Origin of the sequence: Pseudomonas sp. NPDC087697, assembly GCF_044743155.1 — a bacterium.
In the GTDB taxonomy this organism is placed as follows: domain Bacteria; phylum Pseudomonadota; class Gammaproteobacteria; order Pseudomonadales; family Pseudomonadaceae; genus Aquipseudomonas.
Map to the genome: position 1 here is coordinate 1 of NZ_JBIUVW010000020.1, position 24,064 is coordinate 24,064.

The 24,064-nt window shown below is 60.1% G+C and carries 20 protein-coding genes and 1 pseudogene; 5 read left to right on the forward strand and 16 right to left on the reverse strand.

Annotated features, from left to right (window positions below):
* The 8 genes and pseudogenes from ACIPIN_RS15505 to arcD all read right to left on the reverse strand — a co-directional run.
* Positions 1–705, reverse strand: a pseudogene (locus ACIPIN_RS15505) (glycine dehydrogenase (aminomethyl-transferring)); the annotation flags it as partial.
* 11 nt (positions 706–716) lie between these two features.
* Entirely contained in the window at positions 717–1,100 is a 384-nt protein-coding gene (gene gcvH, locus ACIPIN_RS15510) for a glycine cleavage system protein GcvH (protein WP_401119981.1), read from the reverse strand.
* Positions 1,101–1,506: 406 nt separating this feature from the next.
* Positions 1,507–3,015: a sigma-54-dependent transcriptional regulator gene (locus ACIPIN_RS15515; protein WP_401119983.1), complete on the reverse strand. Its 1,509-nt coding sequence runs from the start codon at positions 3,013–3,015 to the stop codon at positions 1,507–1,509.
* Between the two features lie 179 nt (positions 3,016–3,194).
* A complete protein-coding gene (locus tag ACIPIN_RS15520; protein ID WP_401119984.1) occupies positions 3,195–3,554 on the reverse strand; it encodes a DUF5064 family protein in 360 nt (119 codons plus the stop codon).
* A gap of 58 nt (positions 3,555–3,612) precedes the next feature.
* The gene (gene arcC, locus ACIPIN_RS15525) at positions 3,613–4,542 is read right to left on the reverse strand and encodes a carbamate kinase (protein WP_401119985.1); all 930 of its coding nucleotides are present in this window, start codon (positions 4,540–4,542) and stop codon (positions 3,613–3,615) included.
* 148 nt (positions 4,543–4,690) lie between these two features.
* Entirely contained in the window at positions 4,691–5,701 is a 1,011-nt protein-coding gene (locus ACIPIN_RS15530) for an ornithine carbamoyltransferase (RefSeq protein WP_262116591.1), read from the reverse strand.
* 71 nt (positions 5,702–5,772) lie between these two features.
* The gene (arcA, locus tag ACIPIN_RS15535; RefSeq protein WP_401119986.1) at positions 5,773–7,029 is read right to left on the reverse strand and encodes an arginine deiminase; all 1,257 of its coding nucleotides are present in this window, start codon (positions 7,027–7,029) and stop codon (positions 5,773–5,775) included.
* Between the two features lie 46 nt (positions 7,030–7,075).
* A complete protein-coding gene (gene arcD, locus ACIPIN_RS15540) occupies positions 7,076–8,503 on the reverse strand; it encodes an arginine-ornithine antiporter (protein WP_401119987.1) in 1,428 nt (475 codons plus the stop codon).
* Positions 8,504–9,018: 515 nt separating this feature from the next.
* On the opposite strand from arcD, the gene ACIPIN_RS15545 reads away from it, so the two are divergent.
* Complete coding sequence (locus tag ACIPIN_RS15545) at positions 9,019–9,882, forward strand: DNA-3-methyladenine glycosylase family protein (RefSeq protein ID WP_401119988.1); 864 nt, start codon at positions 9,019–9,021, stop codon at positions 9,880–9,882.
* Between the two features lie 141 nt (positions 9,883–10,023).
* Here the strand turns inward: ACIPIN_RS15545 and ACIPIN_RS15550 are convergent, their stop codons facing one another.
* The 8 genes from ACIPIN_RS15550 to gap form a co-directional block, all read right to left on the reverse strand.
* Positions 10,024–11,373, reverse strand: a complete 1,350-nt coding sequence (locus ACIPIN_RS15550; protein WP_401119989.1) for a CoA transferase — start codon at positions 11,371–11,373, stop codon at positions 10,024–10,026.
* A gap of 59 nt (positions 11,374–11,432) precedes the next feature.
* Positions 11,433–11,834 carry a YbaN family protein gene (locus ACIPIN_RS15555; RefSeq protein ID WP_401119990.1) on the reverse strand — a complete coding sequence of 134 codons (402 nt, stop codon included), beginning with the start codon at positions 11,832–11,834 and terminating at the stop codon, positions 11,433–11,435.
* A gap of 142 nt (positions 11,835–11,976) precedes the next feature.
* Positions 11,977–12,585 (reverse strand): biliverdin-producing heme oxygenase, encoded by a 609-nt coding sequence (locus tag ACIPIN_RS15560; protein WP_401119991.1) that lies wholly within the window; start codon positions 12,583–12,585, stop codon positions 11,977–11,979.
* Positions 12,586–12,699: 114 nt separating this feature from the next.
* Positions 12,700–15,267, reverse strand: coding sequence for a TonB-dependent receptor (locus tag ACIPIN_RS15565; protein ID WP_401119992.1), 2,568 nt, complete (start codon positions 15,265–15,267; stop codon positions 12,700–12,702).
* Between the two features lie 135 nt (positions 15,268–15,402).
* Entirely contained in the window at positions 15,403–16,371 is a 969-nt protein-coding gene (locus ACIPIN_RS15570) for a FecR family protein (RefSeq protein ID WP_401119994.1), read from the reverse strand.
* A gap of 114 nt (positions 16,372–16,485) precedes the next feature.
* Positions 16,486–17,001 carry an RNA polymerase sigma factor gene (locus tag ACIPIN_RS15575; protein WP_401119996.1) on the reverse strand — a complete coding sequence of 172 codons (516 nt, stop codon included), beginning with the start codon at positions 16,999–17,001 and terminating at the stop codon, positions 16,486–16,488.
* Positions 17,002–17,076: 75 nt separating this feature from the next.
* Positions 17,077–17,541, reverse strand: a complete 465-nt coding sequence (locus tag ACIPIN_RS15580) for a methylglyoxal synthase (protein ID WP_401119997.1) — start codon at positions 17,539–17,541, stop codon at positions 17,077–17,079.
* Between the two features lie 24 nt (positions 17,542–17,565).
* The gene (gene gap / locus ACIPIN_RS15585; protein WP_401119998.1) at positions 17,566–18,567 is read right to left on the reverse strand and encodes a type I glyceraldehyde-3-phosphate dehydrogenase; all 1,002 of its coding nucleotides are present in this window, start codon (positions 18,565–18,567) and stop codon (positions 17,566–17,568) included.
* Positions 18,568–18,790: 223 nt separating this feature from the next.
* Here gap and edd point away from each other — a divergent pair, with 223 nt between their 5' ends.
* The 4 genes from edd to ACIPIN_RS15605 all read left to right on the forward strand — a co-directional run bounded on the left by edd (position 18,791) and on the right by ACIPIN_RS15605 (position 23,953).
* Positions 18,791–20,617: a phosphogluconate dehydratase gene (edd, locus tag ACIPIN_RS15590; protein WP_401119999.1), complete on the forward strand. Its 1,827-nt coding sequence runs from the start codon at positions 18,791–18,793 to the stop codon at positions 20,615–20,617.
* The gene (locus tag ACIPIN_RS15595) at positions 20,614–21,570 is read left to right on the forward strand and encodes a glucokinase (protein ID WP_401120001.1); all 957 of its coding nucleotides are present in this window, start codon (positions 20,614–20,616) and stop codon (positions 21,568–21,570) included. The genes edd and ACIPIN_RS15595 overlap by 4 nt, the downstream gene beginning before the upstream one ends.
* Before the next feature lie 192 nt (positions 21,571–21,762).
* Positions 21,763–22,494, forward strand: coding sequence for a response regulator (locus ACIPIN_RS15600; RefSeq protein WP_019693222.1), 732 nt, complete (start codon positions 21,763–21,765; stop codon positions 22,492–22,494).
* A gap of 31 nt (positions 22,495–22,525) precedes the next feature.
* On the forward strand, positions 22,526–23,953 hold the full coding sequence (locus ACIPIN_RS15605; RefSeq protein WP_401120082.1) for an ATP-binding protein: 1,428 nt from the start codon (positions 22,526–22,528) through the stop codon (positions 23,951–23,953).
* Positions 23,954–24,064 lie beyond the last annotated feature (111 nt).

The window sequence follows — 24,064 nt, forward strand, 5'->3', positions numbered from 1 at the left end:
CAGTTCGCGATAGTCGAACAGGTCACCGTTGCTCGCCGGGTATTGCAGCAGCGCGCCGAAGAATGCGCTGACATCCGTCAGTTCGCGCTCGTCGCCGACGACTACGTCAATGCCCAACGGCTCGGCGCGGGTGCGCAGCACGTCGAGGGTTTGCGGGTGGCAGTGGGCGGAGGCGAAGAAGGCGTGGCTGCTTTTGTTCTTGCTCAGGCGTTTGCAGAAGGTCATGGCTTCGGCAGCGGCGGTGGCTTCGTCGAGCAAGGAAGCGTTGGCGATCGGCAGGCCCGTCAGGTCGCTGATCAGGGTCTGGAAGTTCAGCAGTGCTTCCAGACGACCCTGGGAAATTTCTGGCTGGTACGGGGTGTACGCGGTGTACCAGGCCGGGTTTTCCAGCAGGTTGCGCAGGATCGGCGACGGCGTGTGGGTGCCATAGTAGCCCTGGCCGATATAGGTCTTGAACAGTTGGTTCTTGGCGGCGATGGCTTTGATCGAAGCCAGTGCATCGGCTTCGCTAAGGCCTGCGCCCAGATCGAGCACGCTGGTGCCTTTGATGCTGTCCGGGATGACGCTGGCGCTCAGGGCTTCCAGGGAATCAAAGCCGAGGCTGTTGAGCATGGCTTGCTCATCGCCCGAACGCGGGCCGATGTGGCGCGCGATGAATTCGTTGGCGGTGCTCACATTTACAGAAACAGAAGGTACTTGAGTCATGTGCGCTCTCCTCAGGCTTCGGCGTTGGCTTTGATCAGACGGTCGTAAGCGTCCTGATCCAGCAGTTTGGCGACAGCCGAGGCGTCGGTTGGCTTGAAGCGGAAGAACCAGCCTTGGCCCAGCGGATCTTCGTTGACCAGTTCAGGGCTGTCGTTGAGGGCCGGGTTGGTGTCGACCACTTCACCGTCCAATGGCATGTACACGCCGCTGGCAGCCTTTACCGACTCAACGGTGGCGGCTTCGGCGCCTTTGTCGTAGGACTGCAGTTCTGGCAGTTGCACGTAGACCACGTCGCCCAAGGCGTTCTGTGCGAAGGCGGTGATGCCGACCGTAACGCTGCCGTCAGCTTCGGTGCGCAGCCATTCGTGATCTTCAGTAAAACGCAACTCGCTCATGGAAACTCCTCAGGGGCCAGACTCGTCTGGTGGACGCGATTGAATGCTCGTGCAGTGCAGAGCTGAATGGTCAGATGCTTTGCAAGAACGCGGCCAAGGTTTTTTATTTGTTATAAATCAATAAGTTACTTATTATTTCCGGCGAACTGAAAAACGCGACTGTAGCGAAATCGCTACAGCTTGAGGCAAGAAAAAAAGCCTATGGGGATCAAAGCCTTGCGTAGCGTAGTTTAAATGAGGGTGTAGCGAAATCGTTCCGCTGTAGCGCATTCAGTACAGATGGAGGTCGCTTTTGACGCTCTTCGTAGGAGCAAGGCTTGCCCGCGATGAACGATAACGCGGTGCATCTGGCGTACCTCATCGCCTGAATCGCGGGCAAGCCTTGCTCCTACGAAAAGCGATAACCTCAAGACTTGCCGGGAATGCCGTATTTGCGCAATCGATGGGCGATGGCGGTGTGGGAGGTTTGCAGACGGCTGGCCAGTTGGCGGGTCGAGGGGTAGTTGACGTAGAGCTTTTCCAGCAGGGTTTTCTCGAATGCTTCCACGGCCTGTTCCAGGCTGTCGACTTCGGTGTCGCTTTGGCGCGCCACGGAGGTGCCGGCGATGTCCAGGTCGCCGATGTCCACCAGGCTGCTTTCGCAAATGGCCGCGGCGCGGAAGATCACGTTCTGCAGTTGCCGCACGTTGCCCGGCCAGCGGTTGCCGAGCAGGGCTGGATAGGTTCCAGGAGCGAGGCGACAAACCGGGCGCTGGATCTGCGCGCAGGCTTGCTGCATGAAGTAGCGCGCCAGCAGCAGAATGTCCTGACCGCGCTCGCGCAGCGGTGGGACTTCGACGTTGAGCACGTTGAGGCGGTAGAACAGATCCTCGCGGAATGTGCCTTCGCTGACCATTTTTTCCAGGTCGCGGTGGGTCGCGCTGAGGATCCGCACGTTGACCTTGACCTCACGATCGCCACCCACGCGGCGGAAGCTGCCATCGTTGAGGAACCGCAGCAATTTGGCCTGCAAGTACGGCGACATTTCGCCGATCTCGTCGAGGAATACCGTGCCCTGGTTGGCCAGTTCCATCAGGCCTGGCTTACCGCCACGTTGAGCGCCGGTGAAGGCGCCAGGGGCGTAGCCGAACAGCTCGCTTTCGGCGAGGTTCTCCGGCAGTGCCGCGCAGTTCAACGCCAGAAACGGCGCGCTGTGCCGGGCGCTGATCGCATGGCAGGCGCGGGCCACCAGTTCTTTACCGGTGCCGGTTTCACCCTGGATCAGCAGCGGTGCATCGAGCGCCGCCACGCGTTGCGCACGGGCCTTGAGGGTACGAATTGCCGGGGATTCACCGAGCAACGCATCGAAACCTTCGGCGTGATCGTGGTGCAACGCCGACAGTTGTTCACCGATGCGATTGGGTTGATACAAGGTCAGCAGGGCGCCGGCGTCGGTGATGGGCGTAGCATCCAGCAGCAAGGTCTGGCCGTTGACGGTGATCTCGCGCAGCGGCAGACGGAAGCCGTGCTCCAGCAACGTTTCCAGCAGCGACGGGTCGGCGAACAGCTCGGCAACGCTTTCCCCGGCCGGCTCACGGCCGTACAAGGCGATCAGTGCCGGGTTGGCCAGCAACACGTTGCCGGCGCTATCGAGGGCCAGCACTGGGTCGGTCATCGCCGCCAGCAACGCGTCGAGTTGCAAGTGCCGCCGCTGGCCGGGAAGGATGTCGACCACCGTCACCGCCTGCACGCCGCGCACGCTGAACAGCGCATCGCGCAGTTCTTCAAGCACTTGCGGGCTGAGGGTCGGAGCGTCGATGTAAACGTTCGGTGGAACCATTTCCACCGCATCCAGATTGAGATTGCGCCCACCGAGCAAGGCCAGGACTTCCTGGGTGATACCGACGCGGTCGATGAAGCTGACGTGGATACGCATGGGGCGGTTCAGTGTTCTGGAGTGCGGAGGGTGGCAAGTATGCCTTGGAGCGGGGTGTCAGGTGAAATTCGCAATCAAATTGTAGGAGCAAAGCTTGCTCGCGATGAACGATCACGCGGTGTATCAGTTACACCGCAGTGCCTGCATCGCGAGCAAGCTTTGCTCCTACAGGTTATGGGTTACTCCAGATGTTCAGGCTTCACCGGATCCCCGGATTTGACGTGCAGTTGTGCGCGTACGTCTTCGAACATCTCGTCGTAATACTTGTGCAGCGAGCCGATGCTGGCAGTCTTGGGCATGCCGTATTTCTGTGCGATGCGCGTGGCGTGTCGGGCAAAGTCGAAGGCCTGGTCTTTGGGCAGAAAGAATTCTTCCTTCAGGTCCTTGCCTTCGACCGAGCCATGCAGCTTGAAGAGCATGCCTGTGCCTTCCTTGGGATCTGTTGCGACCTCATAGTCAATGCACAGGTTGTAGCTGAAGTCGTCCTTGTTCAGTGCGTGGCGCTCGATGTGCAAGTGACCGGGCTCGAACGTGGCCATGGGCGCCTCCTTCAAAGGCATTGAAGCGGGGCAGGCATGAGGCCTGCCCCGGCTGTTTTTATAGGTAAGTGATACCAGGTTTAGCCGTACTGATACGGGTGCCGGCCTTGCCCTGGACGATCGCTTCGATGTCCGAGAGTGAACCGATCACCGCGACTTTGCCAGTGTTGCGGGCGAACTCGCAGGCCGCCTGGACTTTCGGGCCCATGGAGCCGGCCGCGAAGCCGAGTTTTTCGATTTCGTCCGGATGGGCCTGGGCGATGGCTTTCTGGGTCGGCTTGCCGAAGTCGATAAACGCGGCGTTGACGTCGGTGGCGATCACCAGCAACTCACTTTCGAGCTGTTCGGCCAGCAGCGCCGAGCACAGGTCCTTGTCGATGACTGCTTCCACGCCCTTGAGCTTGCGGTTTTCGTCGTACATCGTCGGGATGCCGCCACCGCCCGCGCAAATCACGATGCTGCCTTTGTCCAGCAGCCACTTGATCGGGCGGATTTCGAAAATGCGCTTGGGTTTCGGGCTGGCGACCACACGGCGGAACTTGTCGCCGTCCGGGGCAATCGCCCAGCCTTTTTCAGCGGCCAGCGCCTCGGCTTCGGCCTTGGAGTAGACCGGGCCGATGGGTTTGCTCGGGTTCTTGAAGGCCGGGTCCTTGGCGTCGACTTCGACCTGAGTCAGCAGGGTCGCGAACGGCACTTCGAAGTCCAGCAGATTGCCCAGTTCCTGTTCGATGATGTAGCCGATCATGCCTTCGGTTTCGGCACCGAGCACGTCCAGCGGGTAGGGGGAAACGGAGGTGTAGGCCGCCGCTTGCAGCGACAACAGACCGACTTGCGGGCCATTGCCGTGAGCGATCACCAGTTGATTGCCAGGATGGATTTTGGCGATCTGTTCGGTGGCGATCCGGATGTTGGCGCGTTGGTTGTCCGCGGTCATGGGTTCACCACGGCGGAGCAGGGCGTTACCGCCCAGTGCAACGACGATACGCATAATGCAATCCTTTCAGAATTCGGTGATCCCCTGTAGGAGCAAGGCTTGCCCGCGATGGCGGCGAGTCTGATACACCACGGTGCCCCAATCGCGGGCAAGCCTTGCTCCTACAGGGGCAGTGGCTGTTCACAAAATAGTGCTCAGCCTTTTAGATATCAGCCAGCGCCGAGACCAGAATCGCCTTGATGGTGTGCATGCGGTTTTCCGCTTGCTCGAAGGCGATGTTGGCGGGCGACTCGAAGACCTCCTCGGTTACTTCAACGCCGTTGGCCAGGTGCGGATAACGCGCCGCGATGTCCTTGCCGACCTTGGTTTCGCTGTTGTGGAACGCCGGCAGGCAGTGCATGAATTTCACCCGAGGGTTGCCCGAGGCTTTCATCATTTTGGCGTTGACCTGGTACGGCATCAATTGCTCGATACGCTCGTCCCACGCTTCGACCGGTTCACCCATCGACACCCAGATGTCGGTGTGGATGAAGTCCACGCCCTTGACCGCTTCTTTTGGGTCTTCGGTGATGGTGATGCGTGCACCGCTATCGATGGCGAAGGCTTTGCACTGATCGATGAAGTCCTGATGTGGCCACAGCGCTTTCGGTGCGCCGATGCGCACGTCCATGCCGAGTTTGGCGCCGATCATCAGCAGCGAGTTACCCATGTTGTAGCGGGCGTCACCGAGGTAGGCGTAGCTGATGTCATGCAGCGGCTTGTCGCTGTGCTCGCGCATGGTCAGGGTGTCGGCGATCATTTGGGTCGGGTGGAATTCAGCGGTCAGGCCGTTGAACACCGGCACGCCAGCGAACTTGGCCAGCTCTTCGACGATTTCCTGTTCGAAGCCACGGTACTCGATCGCATCGAACATCCGACCGAGAACGCGGGCGGTGTCTTTCATGCTTTCCTTGTGGCCGATTTGCGATGACACCGGGTCGATGTAGGTGACGTGAGCACCCTGGTCATGGGCCGCGACTTCGAAGGCGCAACGGGTGCGGGTCGAAGTTTTTTCGAAGATCAGCGCGATGTTCTTGCCTTTGAGGTGCGGCTGTTCGGTGCCGGTGTACTTGGCGCGTTTCAGGTCGCGGGACAGGTCCAGCAGGTAGTGCAGCTCGCGATTGGTATGGTGCATCAAACTCAGCAGGCTGCGATTACGCATGTTGAAAGCCATGATGTGGATCTCCTTTGGTTTCGGTTATCCCCAAGGCCGGTGCTCTGTAAGCCTCAGCCAAGGTTTGACGATTAATAGTCGATTGGGTCGCGGATGATCGGGCAGGTCATGCAGTGGCCGCCGCCACGGCCGCGGCCGAGTTCGCCGGCGCTGATGGTGATGACCTCGATACCGGCCTTGCGCAGCAGGGTGTTGGTGTAGGTGTTGCGGTCGTAACCGATCACCATGCCTGGCTCCACGGCCACGACGTTGTTGCCGTCGTCCCACTGTTCGCGTTCGGCGGCAAAGCTGTTGCCGCCGGTTTCGACGACGCGCAGGGCTTTGAGGTTGAGCGCGGTGGCCACGGTGTCGAGGAAGCTGGTTTCTTCGCGACGGATATCGATGCCGCCCTGTTTGCTTTCATCAGGGCGCAGGGTGAAGGCAACGATCTGGTTCACCACTTCCGGGAAGATCGTCACCAGGTCGCGGTCGCAGAAGCTGAACACGGTGTCCAGGTGCATCGCGGCGCGGGATTTCGGTAGGCCGGCGACAATCACGCGCTCAACCGCTTTGTGCTTGAACAGGTTCAGTGCCAGCTGGCCGATGGCCTGACGAGACGAGCGCTCGCCCATGCCGATCAACACCACGCCGTTACCGATGGGCATCACGTCGCCGCCTTCCAGCGTGGCGTTGCCGTGCTCCTGATCCGGGTCGCCGTACCAGACCTGGAAGTCGGCGTTGGTGAACTCGGGGTGGAACTTGTAGATGGCGCTGGCCAGCAGGGTTTCCTGGCGGCGCGCCGGCCAGTACATCGGGTTCAGCGTGACGCCGCCATAGATCCAGCAGGTGGTATCGCGGGTGAACTGGGTATTTGGCAGCGGTGGCAGAATGAAGCTGGAGTGGCCGAGGAAGTCGCGGAACATTTCGATGGTCTTGCCACCGAAGCTGTTTGGCAGGTCATCGGCCGACACGCCGCCGATCAGGAACTCGGCGACTTTGCGCGGTTCCAGGCTGCGCAGCCAGGAGCTGACTTCGTGAACCAGGCCCAGACCCACCTGGTTGGCAGTGATTTTACGCTCCAGGATCCAGTCCAGGGCTTCTGGATTGGCGACGATGTCGGTCAGCAGGTTGTGCATTTCCAGCACATCGATATCACGCTCACGCATCTTGGTGACGAAGTCGAAATGGTCACGCTTGGCCTGGGCAACCCACAGCACATCATCGAAAAGCAGTTCGTCACAGTTGTTCGGGGTCAGCCGCTGGTGAGCCAGGCCTGGGGAGCAAACCATGACTTTGCGCAGTTTGCCGGCTTCGGAATGTACGCCGTACTTAACTTTTTCCGTGGTCATTACAGATCCTCCAGATAACAAAACAGTCGAGTGTTCCAAGCGGGTGCTACAGGGTCAGGAAGCCGTCGTAGAGCCCATAGGCCGCCACCAGGGCGCCAATGACTACCGCGACGAAAATCAGCTTCTCGACGGTGGTGAAAACCGGTTTGCCCAACTCGCGTTTGGCCTTGGCGAACAGGATCGCGCCGGGGGCATAGAGCAGGGCGGACAGCAGCAGGTATTTGATGCCGCCTGCGTACAACAGCCAGATCGCGTAGATCAGCGAGATGGCGCCGATGATCAGGTCTTTCCTGCGTTCGGCCAGGGCGTTTTCGTAGCTCTCGCCGCGTACCGCCAACAGCAGCGCGTAGGCCGCCGACCACAGGTAAGGCACCAGAATCATCGAGGTGGCGAGGTAGATCAGCGACAGGTAAGTGCTGGCGGAGAACAGAGTGATGATGAGGAACACCTGGACCATCGCATTGGTCAGCCACAGGGCGTTGACCGGCACGTGGTTGGCGTTCTCCTTGCGCAAAAACTCCGGCATGGTGTGGTCTTTGGCAGCGGCGAACATGATCTCCGCACACAGCAGCACCCACGACAGCAGCGCACCGAGCAAGGAAATGATCAGGCCGACGCTGATCAGCACCGCGCCCCAGTGACCGACCACATGTTCAAGCACGGCAGCCATCGACGGGTTCTGCAGTTTGGCCAGTGCAGGCTGAGTCATGATGCCCAGCGACAGCACGTTCACCAGCACCAGGAACAGCAGCACGGTGATGAAGCCGATCACGGTGGCTTTACCGACATCCGAACGTTTTTCGGCGCGGGCCGAGAAGATGCTCGCGCCTTCGATGCCGATGAACACCCAGACGGTGACCAGCATCATGTTGCGCACCTGGTTCATCACGCTGCCCAGGCTGGGGTTTTTGATGCCCCAGATGTCGGCGGTGAAGATGTCCAGTTTGAACGCGAACACCGCGATCAATACGAACAGCAGCAGCGGCACGACCTTGGCGATTGTGGTCACCAGGTTGATGAACGCGGCCTCTTTGATCCCGCGCAGCACCAAAAAGTGCACGGCCCACAGCAGCACGGAAGCACCGATCACTGCCGCGACGGTGTTGCCTTCGCCGAAGATCGGGAAGAAGTAACCCAGGGTGCTGAACAGCAGAACGAAGTAGCCGACGTTACCCAGCCAGGCGCTGATCCAGTACCCCCAGGCGGACGAGAAACCCATGTAGTCGCCGAAACCGGCCTTGGCGTAGGCGTAGACACCGCCATCGAGGTCAGGCTTGCGGTTGGCGAGGGTCTGGAAGACGAACGCGAGGGTCAGCATGCCCACTGCGGTGATGGCCCAGCCAATCAGTACCGCACCGACGTCGGCACTGGCGGCCATGTTTTGCGGCAAAGAGAATATCCCGCCACCAATCATTGAACCTACTACCAGTGCGACTAAGGCGCCGAGTCGTAGTGTTCCGGGAGATTCAGACATTGCATGACTCCATTGCCGGAGAAGAGAGACCACAGAATAAATCTGCTAACTGATAGAGCAGCTGATCTGGATCAGTTCATGGTCACATTCCATTGTTAATGAATGACTTATGAATACTTCCGAAATAGCGCGTGCGTGCCGCAAGAAGCCTGTTCCAGAGGCCTCGACATAGATCAAACGGGAATGGGTCCTATTGCAGCGGACTTGAAGCTAGTTGGTTTCTCAGAATGTGCAAATTTTTAGCGGCTGTTTTCAGTACAGAATTGATTTATCTGGAATGATCCACAAAACTGGCCAAATGCCTCTGTGGCATAGATGAGAAAGTTTTAAATAAGCGTTATTTTTGCCGTTATCTGATTAACGTCATGCCACGCTGCATATTTAATGGAATGAACACTTGTTATGTTTTCAAAACATGACAAACAGTCGATTGGAGAAGTAAGGATGTCGCAACCGGTGCAAAAGCTTCGACTCGGCGTGGTGGTCGGCTCGATGACTGGCGGCGTGCTGTCGCTGTGAGGCTGTTGCTCGAATACCCACCGCCTTATGACTGGCCGGCGATGCTCGGCTTCTTGTCAGCACGAGCGATTGCCGGATTGGAGAGCGTGGTCGATGGTGTGTACTCGCGCAGCATCAGCCTGAACGGTGTGTACGGTACGTTTTCGATTACGCCTGCGGCCGGTGATGCGCTTGAAGTGAGGCTGGATTTTCCTGATGCGTCAGCCGCGCCTGAGATCATTGCGCGGTTGCGGCGGATGTTTGATCTGGACGCGGATCTGCCGCGCGTCCATCAGCAACTGGCGGTTGATCCGTTGATGGCAAGGTTGATTGCCGAGCGTCCCGGTCTGCGAGTGCCGGGGGCGTGGGACGGGCTGGAACTGGCGATTCGCGCGGTGCTGGGTCAGCAGATCACGGTCAGTGCTGCAATCAAACTGGCGGGCAAGCTTGTCGCCCAATATGGCGAAGCGTTGTCTCCGCCGTTGTCTGGATTGACTCATGTGTTTCCTGAAGCTGCGGTGTTGGCGGCAGCTGATCTGGCAACGTTAGGAATGCCGAAAAGCCGTGGGCGGACGCTGTCTGGCGTGGCGCAGGCGTTGCTTGACGATCCCTTGTTGTTTGAATCGAATCGGGACGGCGGCGTTGCGCGGCTGTTGGTGTTGCACGGGATTGGCGACTGGACGGCGCAGTACATCGCCTTGCGCCAGTTGCGCGAGCCGGACGCGTTTCCGTCGGGAGATGTGGGGCTGATCAATGCGCTGGCGGCGCTGGAAGGCGGGCCGGTTACAGCGCGTGAGTTGTTGGCCCGCGCCGAGGCCTGGCGACCGTGTCGAGCCTATGCGGCACAGGTGCTTTGGACGTCGTTGAGTCGTTCGGACTGAAGCTGATCCGATAGTTGCGTTGACTGTTCGGTCGTCATCGCGAGCAGGCTCGCTCCCACCTTTGATGTGTGGTGATCACAAATGGTGTGACCACATCAGACCTATGTGGGAGCGAGCCTGCTCGCGATAGCTATTTCACAATCACCACCACTGTGCGCGATGGGAACCCAATTCCCCGGCCGGAATAGCCCACTGCAACGGTGTCCCCGTAATCTTCAGCGGCACCTGCAATCGATGCGCCGGGCCCCAGACTGTTTGCTCAACCAACATTCCCTGATCGTTATCATCTTCCGCCTGCAACGCCTCATCCGCCCCCGCTCCCTGTTCAACCAGCAACTTCGCCGTGCGCGCTAGCGATAATCGCGCTGAGCTGCCGTGCCCGCTCCTCAACCGCTCAGTCAACGCCTTGATCGAACTGGCCGCCATCAGATAACCAGTGGCGTGGTCCAGCGCTTGAACCGGCAACGGCGCGGGTTTGTCCGCATGCTTCCAACCCATCCCCGCCTCGGCGATGCCGCTGCTCATTTGCACCAGGCTGTCGAAGCCACGGCGGTTTTGCCAAGGACCGCTCCAGCCGTACGCATTCAGGCAAATGTCGATCAGGCCGGGGGCGAGTATCTGCCGTTCGGCGGTGCCGTAGCCGAGGTGTTCCAGGGCGTTGGCACGGTAGCCGTGAAGCAGGATGTCGGCGTCCTTGAGCAGACTTTCGAATACTGCGCGGTCGGCGTTGTTGTGCAGGTCCAGGCGGGCGCAGCGTTTGCCCAGGGTGACTTCCGGAATCACACCGGGTTCGTTCCACTGCGGCGGATCGATGCGCAGTACATCGGCGCCCAAGCCGGCGAGAAAGCGACTGGCAACGGGGCCAGCGAGGACGCGAGTCAGGTCCAGCACCTTGATGCCCGCCAGCGGTTGCGCGATCGAGCCTCGCCAGGCGTTTGAGCGCTCGCTGTTGCTGGTGGAAAACTGAATCAGCGGCTCGGCGTTGACGGCCAACCCTTGAGGGTGGGACTGCCATTGTTGCCATGAGCGCATTTCGGCTGCGCAACCGCCAGCCTCGACCACCGCGTGTTCCAGATCGCTTTTGGCCCATTGAGCGACTTTCGCGGCCATCGCCGCTCGATCAAAGCAGTGTCCCAACACCTGTTCGGCAGCATTGCGGTGATGAGGGGCGTTGGTGTGCAGGCGAATCCAGCCGTCGTGGGTTGTGTAGTCACCTGCGATGGGGTCCCACAGCGGTGGCACGCTCCAGCCAATCGGGCGGATCGAGGTGGCGAACCAGAAGGAGGCGAGACGACGGTCGACTTCAAGGGGCGGCAATCGACCGGTCTGTTGCTGCAGCAGTTCACTGACGGCCTGACCGGCAGCCGCGATGCTGGCGCAGGCGAGATCCGTCACGGCAAACGCCGAGGGCAGGGCGCCGGTCGAGGTGAAGGCGACGGTGGTAGCGGGCAAGCCGAGCGCGGCTTGAATGGACGTCAGAAAATCAGTCATCGAAGGCCCTCCGGAAGAGAGGGTTGAGCATAAAACAATTGTGGCGAGGGGGCTGCTGTTCAGGAGGCTTGCGGCAACGATTCCGGTCGCGACCAGATCCACAGGTTTCCCAGGCTCATGCCGGCGATGGCCAGGTAGATCGGCCAGCCGTGGTCGAGCATCACCAGCATCAATCCGGCGCACAGCAGCATGCTGACGGTGGCGCTGACCTTGGCCCGGCGGGCGATGATTTTACCGTTGCGCCAGTTGCTCAGGATCGGTCCGAACAGGCGATGGTTTTCCAGCCAGGCACTCAAGCGCGGCGAACTTTTGGTGGCGGCCCAGGCGGCCAGCAGGATGAACTCGGTGGTCGGCAGACCCGGCACGACGATGGCGATCAGGCCCAGCGCCAGACTGGTGTAGGCGAGCAGGCCAAAGAGGAGGCGTGAGAGTCTGGAGGTGGCGAGGGATGAATGGGTCATAAGGTCGATAGCTATAACCTGTAGGAGCAAGGCTTGCCCGCGATGAACGATAACGCGGTCTATCTGGAAAACCGAGGCGCCTTCATCGCGGGCAAGCCTTGCTCCTACAGAAAGCAAGGCCAGTTGAACCCGGAAGATTGAATCAGGCGAGCTCTGGGGTTGTGGCGTAAGCCTGTTCCAGCAGCACGGTGAAGCGGTTGAACGCATCAATCGCACCTTTCTCGACTGCCGCTTCTTCTTCGGCACTGAACGTCAGACCGTCGAGGGTTTTTACGAAGCTCTTCCAGCCTTCGGCGCGACCACCGGCAGGTTCTCCCAAATGACGGGCACCAAAGGTTTCGCTCAGGCCCAGGCCAACGGCACGCTTGATCAGGAACGCGGCCCCGAGTTTCGAACCTTCGGAAACGAAGATCCAACCGAGTGCTTGCGCTTTGCTCGGGTTTTTCACGGCGCCGGCCACGGGGGCCGGAACATCTGTTTCCAGGTCGACCAGGTCAGCCTTGGCGGCTTCGGCGCGGCAGCGTTCCGGTAGGTCCGGGACGATGGCGATCAGCTCGGCGTCGTTGTACAGCGACACCAGTTCCGACTGGAACAGGTACTGGGCAACCACGAAGCGGGCGAAATTGGCTTGGGTTTCGAACGGTGCGTGAGCTTTTACCAGTGCGTCGAGCTTGCTGTGCGGCTCGTTTGTTATCTGGTTCAGACGTTGTGAGCGCAGGTTCGGGCGTTCAGAGGTTTGGGCGGCGGTCATGAAGAAGTCCTTGAGAATGAAAGGCGCGTTGTAACTAGACGAACCAGAAGACGCGACAGAGTAAAAAAACCTCATTGCGCTTTGATCTAAAAAGCGCAGTGAGGCCGGCCTGGATCAGATATCCCAGATCAGGTTGATCGCGAAGTTGCGGCCTGGCTCGGTCAGGCGGTCGAGGTTGGCCGGGCTGAGCACGGCGGCTTCGCCGACGCTGTCGTAACCGCGCACGTTGTCCCACTGCCAGTATTTCTTGTCGGCCAGGTTGTACACGCCTGCGCTGACGGTGACGTCGTCGGTCACCTTGTAGAACCCGCTCAGATCAAGAATGCCGTAACCCGGCGTCTTGAACTGGCTGCTGACGCCGTCCGGCGACTTGAAGCTGCTGCTGTCGACGAGGTTTTTCTTCTGCACCAGGGTCCAGCTGAGCAAGGCGCCGTAGTTCTCCTGGTCGTAACCCAGGCCGAACACGCCAGTCAGCGGGTTGACTGCATTGAGCGGTTCGCCGGTGTCGTTGTTGCGTCCGTGAGCGTAAGCCACCGAGCCCTGGGTGTAGAGGCCTTGCGGTGCGCCGAAGGTGTCGAGGTTCAGGCGACCTTTGAGCTCCACGCCCTTGATGGTCGCGTGCTTGATGTTGTTGCTCTGGAACGTCAGCTCGTTGTAGCCCGGAGTGACGGCGTCTTCGTTGATGAAGTCGCGGTACTTGTTATAGAACACCGCCACATCGAAGTGGCCGGACTCGAAGTTGCCGCGCAGGCCGGTCTCGTAGCTCTGGCTTTTCTCCGGTCCCAGGTTCGGGTTCGGTTCCACTCGGTAGCCGGTAGTGGTGTTCTCGAAACGGCCGTACAGCGCTTTGGCGGTCGGGGTGCGGAAGCCTTCGGCGTACTGACCATACCAGGTGTAGTTGTCGGTCAAGGCGTAGGTCAGGCCGAACTTGGGCGACACGCGATGCCAGGTCTTGTTCTCGTCGCTGACCGTGCCTTTGCCATCGGCGGCCACGGTGTTGAGGAATTCCTGAGTGATGTGCGGCTTGAGCTGGGTGTAGTCGTAGCGCAGGCCTGGCAGGAAGGTCCACTTATTCCAGCTGATCTGATCCTGGGCGAACAGGCTGTAGGTGTTGATGGTCGGGTCCGGGAAGTCGCTGGATTTCTTCAACACGTCAGCAGGGTTGATCGCGCCGATCGCTGTGCAACCACGGCCAACCGCCAGACAGGTGCCGCTACCGCTGCGCGAGCCGGTGACTTTCTCCTGCTTGATGGTGGTGCCGTAGGTCAGCAAATGGTCGGTTTCACCGATGTTGAAGGCCTTATCGAGCTGTGCGTCGAATACCCACTGTTGTTCTTCATAGAGGGTTTCGCGACTACGCATCACGTTGCGGCTGAACGGGAAGTAGTTTTCCAGGGTGCTCTGATCGGTCTTGGCGATCTGGTAGTTCAGACTCCACTTGAGGTGATCGACCAGCAAGGAATCGAGGGCGAAATTGTTTTCCAGGCCGAAGCGTTCGCGAGTAACAGTGTCATTGCCGGTGCGCGAGCGGTACATGCCCATTGGCTGGCCATTGTTGAACGGGCCACCGATAGCGCTTTGCTGGTCGGTGTCGCGGTCGTCCTTGTACTTCTCGTAAGTCAGGCCCAGGCGCGCGTCATCGGCGTAATTCCAGCCGGCTTTGGCCAGCACGTTGGTGGTGCGTACATCCTCCGGGTTGGCGGCGGTGCGATTGAGCCCCGTGCCGTTGTTGCTGCCGAAGGATTCGGTTTCATGACCGTCGCGCTGGCTGAAGTGCAGCAGGCCGTCGAACTGCTCGGCACGGCCTGCGACAGTGGCGGATTTCAACCAGCTGTCGTCGGACGAGTTGTAGCCGGTCTTCAGGCGAGCGCCGACGTCTTTGCCCGGCTTGATGATGTCGTCCGGGTCGAGGGTGAAGTAGCTGACCGCGCCGCCGATGGCGTTGCTGCCGTAAAGCACCGAAGCCGGGCCGCGGAGGATTTCCACGCGCTTGATGATTTCCGGGTCGACGTAGTTGCGCTGGGTCTTGGCGTACGGACCGTTGAAGAAACCGTTGGGCACCTCGACGCCATCGACCTGCGTCAGGATCCGGTCACCGTCGATACCGCGAATGTTGTAGCCGCTGATGCCGCCACGGGTGCCGGTGCCGCCGACCGAAACACCCGGTTCGTAACGCACCAGTTCCTTGATGGTGTTGACGTTGTTGCGGTCCAGCTCTTCGCGCGTGTGCACGGTGACGGTGCTTGGCACGCTGTCGACTCTCTGTTCCTGACGAGTGGCGCTGATGGTCATCTGCTGCAGGGCGAGGGTGCCACCGACGCTGCGTTTTTCCAGCACGATGTTGTTATTGCCCAGCTTGCGATAGCTCAGGTTGGTCCCCACCAACAGGCGATCGAGGGCTTTTTCCGGTGTCAGCGCGCCGTGTACACCCGGCGAGGCGATACCTTCAGCGAGTTCTGCCGGCAGACCAACTTGCCAACCGGTGACCGCGGTGAAAGCGTTGAGCGCCGACACTAACGGTTGTTGGGCGATGGCGAACGTGTAATCGCTCATGTTACGGCTTGGTTGTTGGGTCGCGGTGGCGGCCATGACCGGTGCAGTGCCGGCCATCAGAATGGCGGCAGTCAGCAGGGACAGCACGCGGGAAGGTGAAGAGGACCGGCGGGTAAGGCGAGAGGACATCGATAGCGCTCCGTGTCGCACGAATCTTATAGGTGCAGATCCACATCGAAGATGCGAATCAATTGCATTGGCTATAACGAGACGTACGGGGGATTGCTATCGAGTAAAAATAATTCTCATTTGAGTCCGAAAGACCTAATTCAGGATCACCAGCGCCGGGAATTCCTGAAGCCTGGCCGAGGTGACGTGAGCCAGCGAGCGGACCACGTCCAGCGGTTGGTCGAGGCGGTAATTGCCGGTCACCGCAACGTTGGCCAACTGCTCGTTGTTATTGATGATCCAGCCCGGGTAGTAGCGGCGCAGTTCGGCCAGCACTTGGCTCAATGGGCAGTTTTCAAACACCAGCCGGCCCTGGACCCAGGCCAGATCGGTTGCCGGGTCGAGTCTGGCCGGTTGATCGAAGCCATTGGGGCCGATGCGGATGCTTTCGCCCGCGCTCAGGCGCACGCGGGCATCGTTGCGGTTGGAGCGTAAATCGACATCGCCGCGCTGCACGCGAACCTGGGCTATGCCGTCCAGATAACGCACGGCGAAGGTGGTGTCGCGCACGCTGGCCGTGACCGGGCCGGCGTCGATTTCCAGTGGCAGACCGCGATTGGCCGCGACCTCGAAATAGGCCTCGCCCTGATACAGGCGGGCGACGCGCTGCTGATCGTTGATGGTGCTGGAAAACGCCGAATTGGTGTTGAGCAGGACTTTCGAACCGTCCTCCAGTTGCAGGCGCTGACGCTCGCCGACCACGGTCAGATGATCCGCCTGAATCCGCATCGGCAGGTTGCTGAAACTGAACAGCCCAAGTATCAACACGGCCGCCATGGCCAGCGGTTTCCAGTGCGGGCGCAGGCGACCGGGCAGCGAGACCTTGCGCTTGGAGGCGTTCAAACTCTGTGCACACTGAGCGACCTGCGGCCCGTTCCAGATCGCCTGAGCCTTGGCGAATGCTTCGGCATTGTCCGGGTCGGCGGCGAGCCAGTCGTGGAATTCGCGGGTTTGTTGCTCGCTCGGACTGTCCAGCACGATCAACCAGTCCAGCGCCTGATCCATGGTGCTGCTGACTGGGCCCCGCGCCGGGGTTGGCGGGTGGGAGTGTGGGCTGTCCGTCACGGGTGTTCCTCGGCTGAGTCTGCAGACCGGCAGTTTCAAGCTTCAAGCTTCAAGCGGCAAGTATTGCGGTTCGGGATTTTCTTGCAGCTTGAAGCTTACAACTTGCGGCTGCTCTTATTCGTTGAGGCGATCAGCGACACCGACGCAGATTGCCATGATCAGCTTCAGGTCTTTTTGCACGGTGCTCAAGGACACACTGAGTTGCTCGGCGATCTCCAGATAGCTGTGCCCGTGCAGGCGGCTGAGGATGAAGATTTGTTGTTGGCGCGGGCTGAGTTGGTTGAGGCTGATGTTCAAGCGTTCGAGCATCTGTTCGGCATGGGCGGCGTCCTCGGCACTGCTGAGCGGCGCCGCGATGCTTTGCACGACGTCCAGCGGAACGTCTTCGAGCAGCGTTCGGGACTGAATGCGCCGTGCGCGCAAATGGTCCAGCGCCAGGTTGCGGGCGGTTTGAAACACGAAAGGTTCGAGGTGATCGATGGCCCGTTCACTCAACGCGCGAGCCACTCGCAGGTAGGTTTCCTGCAAGAGGTCCTCGGCGGTGCTGTGGTTGTTGACCATCCGCTCCAGGGTCCGCAGCAGCGAGACTCGCTGAGCGAGGAAGACATGGTTGAAGCGCGATTGACTCACAGTAGGACCTGATCCATTTCGAGTTAATGATAATGCTTATCATCTGTCGGAAAGGTCAAGCGCTACCTGCGAGAATTATTTGCGGCCTTGCAGGTACGCCGGGTAATCGGGGATCCGGTACTCGTGTGGCTGATCCATCAACGGGCTGCTGAGCAGGTAATCGGCGCTGCATTCATTGCAGGCCACTGGAATGTTCCAGACCGCCGCGACCCGCAGCAACGCCTTGATATCCGGATCGTGAGGTTGCGGCTCGAACGGGTCCCAGAAGAACACCAGCATGTCCACCCGCTGTTCGGCGATTCGTGCACCGAGTTGTTGATCGCCACCCAATGGGCCGCTGATCATGCTTTCAACGGGCAGACCCAGGCGTTTGCTCAACAGCATGCCGGTGGTGCCGGTGGCCACAAGCTCGTGTTGTGCGAGCTTGTCTTTTTGCCGTTCGGCCCAGTCCAGCAAGAACACTTTGCAGTGGTCATGGGCAACCAGGGCGATGCGTTTGCGCGCCGCCATGGTTTTGGTGGTAAAGCTGATACCGATCATCGGCTGCTCCACGGGCAATCGGCCTTATTCGGCGTTGCACAGGGCGAGGCAGTTATCGAGCATGCGGTTGGAGAAACCCCATTCGTTGTCGTACCAGGCCAGTACCTTGAGCAGCTTGCCGCTGGACTTGGTGTGGTTGGCATCGAAAATCGACGACAGCGGGTTGTGGTTGAAGTCACTGGAGACCAGCGGCAGGGTGTTGTAGCCGAGGATCTTCGAGTGCTGGCTGGCTTCTTTGAGCAATGCGTTGACCTCGTCAGCGCTGGCTTCGCGCTTGAGCTGCACGGTCAGGTCCACCAGCGACACATTGATCACCGGCACGCGCACCGACATGCCGGTCAGTTTACCGGCCAGTTCCGGCAGCACCAGGCCTACCGCTTCGGCGGCGCCGGTCTTGCTCGGGATCATGTTATGGGTGGCTGAACGGGCACGGTACGGGTCGACGTGGTAGACATCGGTAAGGTGCTGGTCATTGGTGTAGGCGTGGATGGTGGTCATCAGACCGCTCTCGATGCCCAGCTCGCGGTGCAACACCTGAGCCACCGGGGCCAGGCAGTTAGTGGTGCACGAAGCGTTGGAAATGATCTGGTGCGACTGGCGCAGGATGTCATGGTTGACCCCGTACACCACGGTGGCATCGGCGCCTTTGGCCGGTGCCGAGATAATCACTTTGCGCGCGCCAGCGGTAATATGGGCGGCGGCTTTGGCACGGTCAGTGAACAGACCGGTGCATTCGAACACGACGTCGATCTTCTCGGCAGCCCACGGCAAATCGCCCGGGTTGCGAATCGCGCTGACCGAAATCCGGTCGCCGTTGACGGTCAGGCTTTCCTGATCGTGCTGCACATCGGCATCGAAGGTGCCGTGCACGGTGTCGTACTTGAGCAGGTGGGCGTTCATCGAACTGTCGCCCAAATCGTTGATGGCGACGATCTGCAAATCCTGACGGTAGCCTTGGGTATACAGTGCGCGAAGGACATTACGGCCAATGCGGCCAAAACCATTGATTGCAATTCGTAGAGTCATATGAAAGGCGCCTTCGTCATTTTGTTGTTGGAATTACAAGATTATTCGCAAAAAAATAGAAAACAAGCCTTTTTAGTGGCAATATTTTGTTTTATCTACAACGAGTGACCTGAATCAACTGGTCCGAGTTGTCAAGAAAACTGTCAGCGCTGCACGCGTTGACGCCTCTTGATCAGCATAGACACGAACAGGTCGCCACATCCGTTAGCCTGGAGTTCTACACATGCATCCCCGCGTACTTGAGGTCACTGAACGGCTTGTCACCCGTAGCCGCGCTACCCGTGAGGCCTACCTTGCATTGATTCGCGGCGCCGCCAGCGATGGCCCGATGCGCGGCAAGCTGCAATGCGCCAACTTTGCCCACGGCGTGGCCGGGTGTGGCACCGAAGACAAGCAAAGCTTGCGGATGATGAACGCCGCCAACGTGGCGATTGTTTCGTCATATAACGACATGCTCTCGGCCCATCAGCCGTACGAGCACTACCCGGAACAAATCAAACACGCGCTGCGCGAGATCGGTTCGGTCGGTCAGTTCGCCGGCGGCGTGCCGGCCATGTGTGACGGCGTGACTCAGGGCGAGCCGGGCATGGAACTGGGTATTGCCAGCCGCGAAGTGATCGCGATGTCGACCGCCGTCGCGCTGTCTCACAACATGTTCGATGCGGCGATGATGCTCGGCATCTGCGACAAGATCGTGCCGGGCCTGATGATGGGCGCGTTACGCTTCGGTCATTTGCCGACGATTTTTGTTCCGGGCGGGCCGATGGTGTCGGGGATTTCCAACAAGGAAAAAGCCGACGTGCGTCAGCGTTACGCCGAGGGCAAGGCCAGCCGTGAAGAGCTGCTGGAGTCGGAAATGAAGTCCTACCACAGCCCTGGCACCTGCACCTTCTACGGCACCGCCAACACTAACCAGTTGCTGATGGAAGTCATGGGCCTGCATTTGCCAGGCGCGTCTTTCGTCAACCCGAACACGCCGTTGCGCGATGCCCTGACCCGCGAAGCCGCGCACCAGATCACCCGTCTGACCAAGCAAAGCGGCAACTTCATGCCGATCGGCGAAATCGTCGACGAGCGTTCGCTGGTCAACTCGATTGTTGCGCTACATGCCACGGGCGGCTCGACCAACCACACCCTGCACATGCCGGCCATCGCCATGGCGGCCGGTATTCAACTGACCTGGCAAGACATGGCCGACCTCTCCGAGGTGGTGCCGACCCTGTCCCACGTCTACCCGAACGGCAAGGCTGACATCAACCACTTCCAGGCAGCGGGTGGCATGTCGTTCCTGATCCGCGAATTGCTGGAAGCCGGTCTGCTCCACGAAAATGTAAATACCGTGGCCGGCCATGGCCTGAGTCGCTACACCCAGGAACCGTTCCTGGAAAACGGTGAGCTGGTATGGCGCGAAGGTCCGATCGAAAGCCTTGATGAAAACATCCTGCGCCCTGTTGCCCGTGCGTTTTCGCCAGAAGGCGGCCTGCGGGTGATGGAAGGCAACCTCGGTCGTGGGGTGATGAAAGTCTCGGCCGTGGCACCGGAACATCAAGTGGTCGAAGCACCGGCGATGGTTTTCCAGGACCAGCAAGACCTGGCCGATGCGTTCAAGGCAGGCAGGCTGGAGAAGGATTTTGTCGCAGTGATGCGCTTCCAGGGCCCACGTTCCAACGGCATGCCGGAACTGCACAAGATGACGCCGTTCCTCGGTGTGTTGCAGGACCGTGGCTTCAAGGTTGCGCTGGTCACTGACGGGCGGATGTCTGGCGCCTCGGGGAAAATCCCGGCGGCCATTCACGTTTGTCCGGAAGCCTATGTCGGCGGCGCTTTGGCACGTGTGCACGAGGGCGATATCATCCGCGTCGATGGCGTCAAAGGCACCTTGCAGCTTATGGTGGACGCCGACGAATTTGCCGCTCGCACACCGGCCAAAGGCCTGCTGGATAACGGCATTGGCTGCGGTCGCGAGTTGTTTGGCTTTATGCGCATGGCCTTCAGCTCGGCAGAGCAAGGCGCCAGCGCCTTTACCTCTGCCCTGGAGACCCTTAAGTGAAGCTAGCGCTGGTCGGTGACATTGGTGGAACCAATGCGCGTTTTGCGTTGTGGAAAAACCAGCAACTGGAGTCGATCCAGGTACTGGCGACAGCTGACTATGCCCGCCCGGAAGACGCCATTGGCGTCTACCTGAGCGGCCTCGGCCTGGCGCCCGGTTCGATTGGTGCGGTGTGCCTGTCGGTGGCGGGGCCGGTCAGCGGTGATGAGTTTCGCTTCACCAACAACCACTGGCGACTGAGCCGCAAGGCCTTTTGTCAGACCTTGCAGGTCGATCAGCTGCTGCTGGTCAATGACTTTTCGGCCATGGCACTGGGCATGACGCGTCTCCAACCGGGCGAGTTTCGGGTGGTCTGCGAAGGTAAGCCGGAGCCTATGCGTCCGGCGGTGGTGATCGGGCCCGGAACCGGCCTCGGGGTCGGCACCTTGCTTGATCTTGGCGAAGGCCGTTGGTCTGCATTGCCGGGGGAGGGCGGACATGTCGACCTGCCGCTGAGCAGTCCGCGAGAAACCCAACTCTGGCAGCACATCTACAACGAAATCGGTCACGTCAGCGCCGAGACAGCGTTGAGTGGCAGCGGTTTACCGCGCGTCTATCGGGCGATCTGTGCAGTGGACGGGCATGAACCCGTGCTTGATACCCCGGAAGCCATCACCGCCGCCGGCCTGGCTGGCGACCCGATTGCCCTGGAAGTGCTTGAGCAGTTCTGCTGCTGGCTCGGTCGGGTGGCCGGCAACAACGTGCTGACCACTGGTGGACGTGGCGGTGTGTACATCGTCGGTGGGGTGATTCCGCGTTTTGCCGATTTCTTCCTCAAGAGCGGGTTTGCCCGCTGCTTCGCCGACAAGGGTTGCATGAGCGAGTACTTCAACGGCATTCCCGTCTGGCTGGTGACCGCACCATATTCCGGCCTGACCGGCGCGGGTGTAGCGCTGGAGCAGTCAGTTGCGTAGTTGATACGTGACCGAGTCGCCTTCATCGCGGGCAAGCCTTGCTCCTACAGGGTTCGTGTCGGCCACGATTTGGCGGCTAACCCAAAACCGTAGGAGCAAGGCTTGCCCGCGATGGGGCCCGAACAGACAGCAACTCTCCAACGTCCATCAGGCATAATCCGCTCCATCCATAACAACAAGGATGCCTTCGAAGTGAGCTCAGTCAACAAGTCGATTTTGTTGGTCGATGACGATCAAGAGATACGCGAGTTGCTGGACACCTACCTCAGCCGCGCAGGGTTTCAGGTGCGGACCACGCCCGACGGTGCCGGTTTTCGCCAGGCGTTGAACGAGGCGCCGAGTGATCTGGTGATCCTTGATGTGATGCTGCCGGACGAGGACGGCTTCAGCCTGTGCCGCTGGATTCGCCAGCACCCGCGTCAGGCGCAGGTGCCGATTATCATGCTCACTGCCAGTTCCGACGAGGCTGACCGGGTCATTGGCCTGGAGCTGGGTGCCGACGATTACCTGGGCAAACCCTTCAGCCCCCGTGAATTGCAGGCGCGCATCAAAGCCTTGCTGCGGCGTGCGCAGTTCGGTCAAGAGCGCTCCGGCGGTGAGGTGTTGGCCTTCGATGAGTGGCGGCTGGACATGGTCAGCCACCGGCTGTTTCACACCGACGGCGAAGAGGTGATTCTCTCCGGTGCCGATTTCGCCCTGCTGAAACTTTTCCTCGATCATCCACAGGAAATCCTCGACCGCGACACCATCGGCAATGCTACCCGTGGCCGCGACCTGATGCCGCTGGATCGCATCGTCGACATGGCCGTCAGTCGTTTACGCCAGCGTCTGCGCGATACCGAAAAACCTCCACGCTTGATCCGCACCGTGCGTGGCAGCGGCTATCAACTGGCCGCCAATGTGGTCGCCAGCAATGGCCACTGAGTTCCTTGCTCGGCTGATACGGCGGATGCCGGTGCCACGTTCGCTGCTCGGGCGGATGTTGCTGCTGACCTTGCTGGCGGTGCTGTTTGCCCAGACGCTGTCGAGCGTGATCTGGGTCTCGCAATTGCGTGCCACGCAGTTGGAAGGGCTGGTCACCGCCGCTCGCAGCCTGGCGCATTCGATGACTGCCAGCGTCAGTTACTTTCGCTCCCTTCCGGTGGCGTACCGACCGTTGGTTCTCGACCAGTTGCGCAGCATGGGCGGCACCCGTTTCGTGGTGACGCTCAACGACAAACCGCTGGAAATGCAGCTGTTGCCGGCGACCCCGCGCAAAGAAGCGGTGCTGGCGGCAGTCGATGAAGTGTTGCGGCAATCGCTGGGCGCGGACACCGATATCTCGGTGCAATTTGTCAGCCCGGACGATCTGCGGATCTTCAATGGTGGTTTGAAGCTCGATGAATTGCCGCGTTCCTGGGCGCACTACGCGCTGACCCTGGAACCGGTCAATCCGCCGGTGCTGGTCACCCAAATCAAACTGGCCCAAGGCGAATGGCTATACATCGCCTCGCTGCTGCCCGAGCCCTATACCAGCCTCGAAGAGCAGGGCCTGCCGTCGCAGCAGGTCTGGTTCATCGTACTCACCAGCGGTTTTCTGTTGCTGTTTATCGGTCTGTTGGTGCACTGGCAGAGCCGGCCGCTCAAGCGCCTGGCGCGGGCGGCGCGGGATATGTCGCTGGGCGCTGAGGTGGAACCGGTGGCTGAGGGTGGCGGCAGTGAAGTGGTCGAAGTTGGCCGCGCCTTCAACGCCATGCGTGAGCGCATCAGCCGCTACCTGACCGAGCGCAGCCAGTTGTTCAGTGCAATTTCCCATGACTTGCGTACACCTATCACTCGTCTGCGACTGCGGGTCGAGTTGCTGGAAGATGAGCGGCTGCAAGCCAAGTTCGGCCGTGATCTGGATGAGCTGGAGCTGTTGGTCAAAGGCGCGCTGCAATGCGTCAAGGACACCGATATCCACGAAAACATCGAGCCCGTGGACCTCAACCATGTGCTTGACTGTCTGGTTGAGCCTTACTTGGCGCCCAACGGCAATGGCCGCGTAACCCAGCAGGGGCGGGCGCTGGCGCCGTATCCGGGTAAGCCGCTGGCGCTCAAGCGCTGCATCGGCAACCTGATCGACAACGCCCTCAAGTACGGGCAGAACGCGCATTTGCACATCGACGACGATGACACTGCGTTCATCCTGCACGTCGACGACGAAGGCCCAGGAGTGCCTGAGCAGCGACTGGAGCAAGTGTTCGAACCGCACTTTCGGTTGGCCGGCCAGCAGCAGGGTTATGGGTTGGGGTTGGGCATCGCGCGCAATATCGCTCACAGTCATGGTGGGGAAGTCAGCCTGCAAAACCTGCGTGAGGGCGGTTTGCGGGTGACGTTGCAGTTGCCGCGCAGTGTTGATTAGAGAGACCGCGTTATCGTTCTTCGCGAGCAAGTCCGCTCCCACATTGGATCTCCAGTGTTCGCAAATTATGTGTTCACCGCAGATTAAATGTGGGAGCGGGCTTGCTCGCGA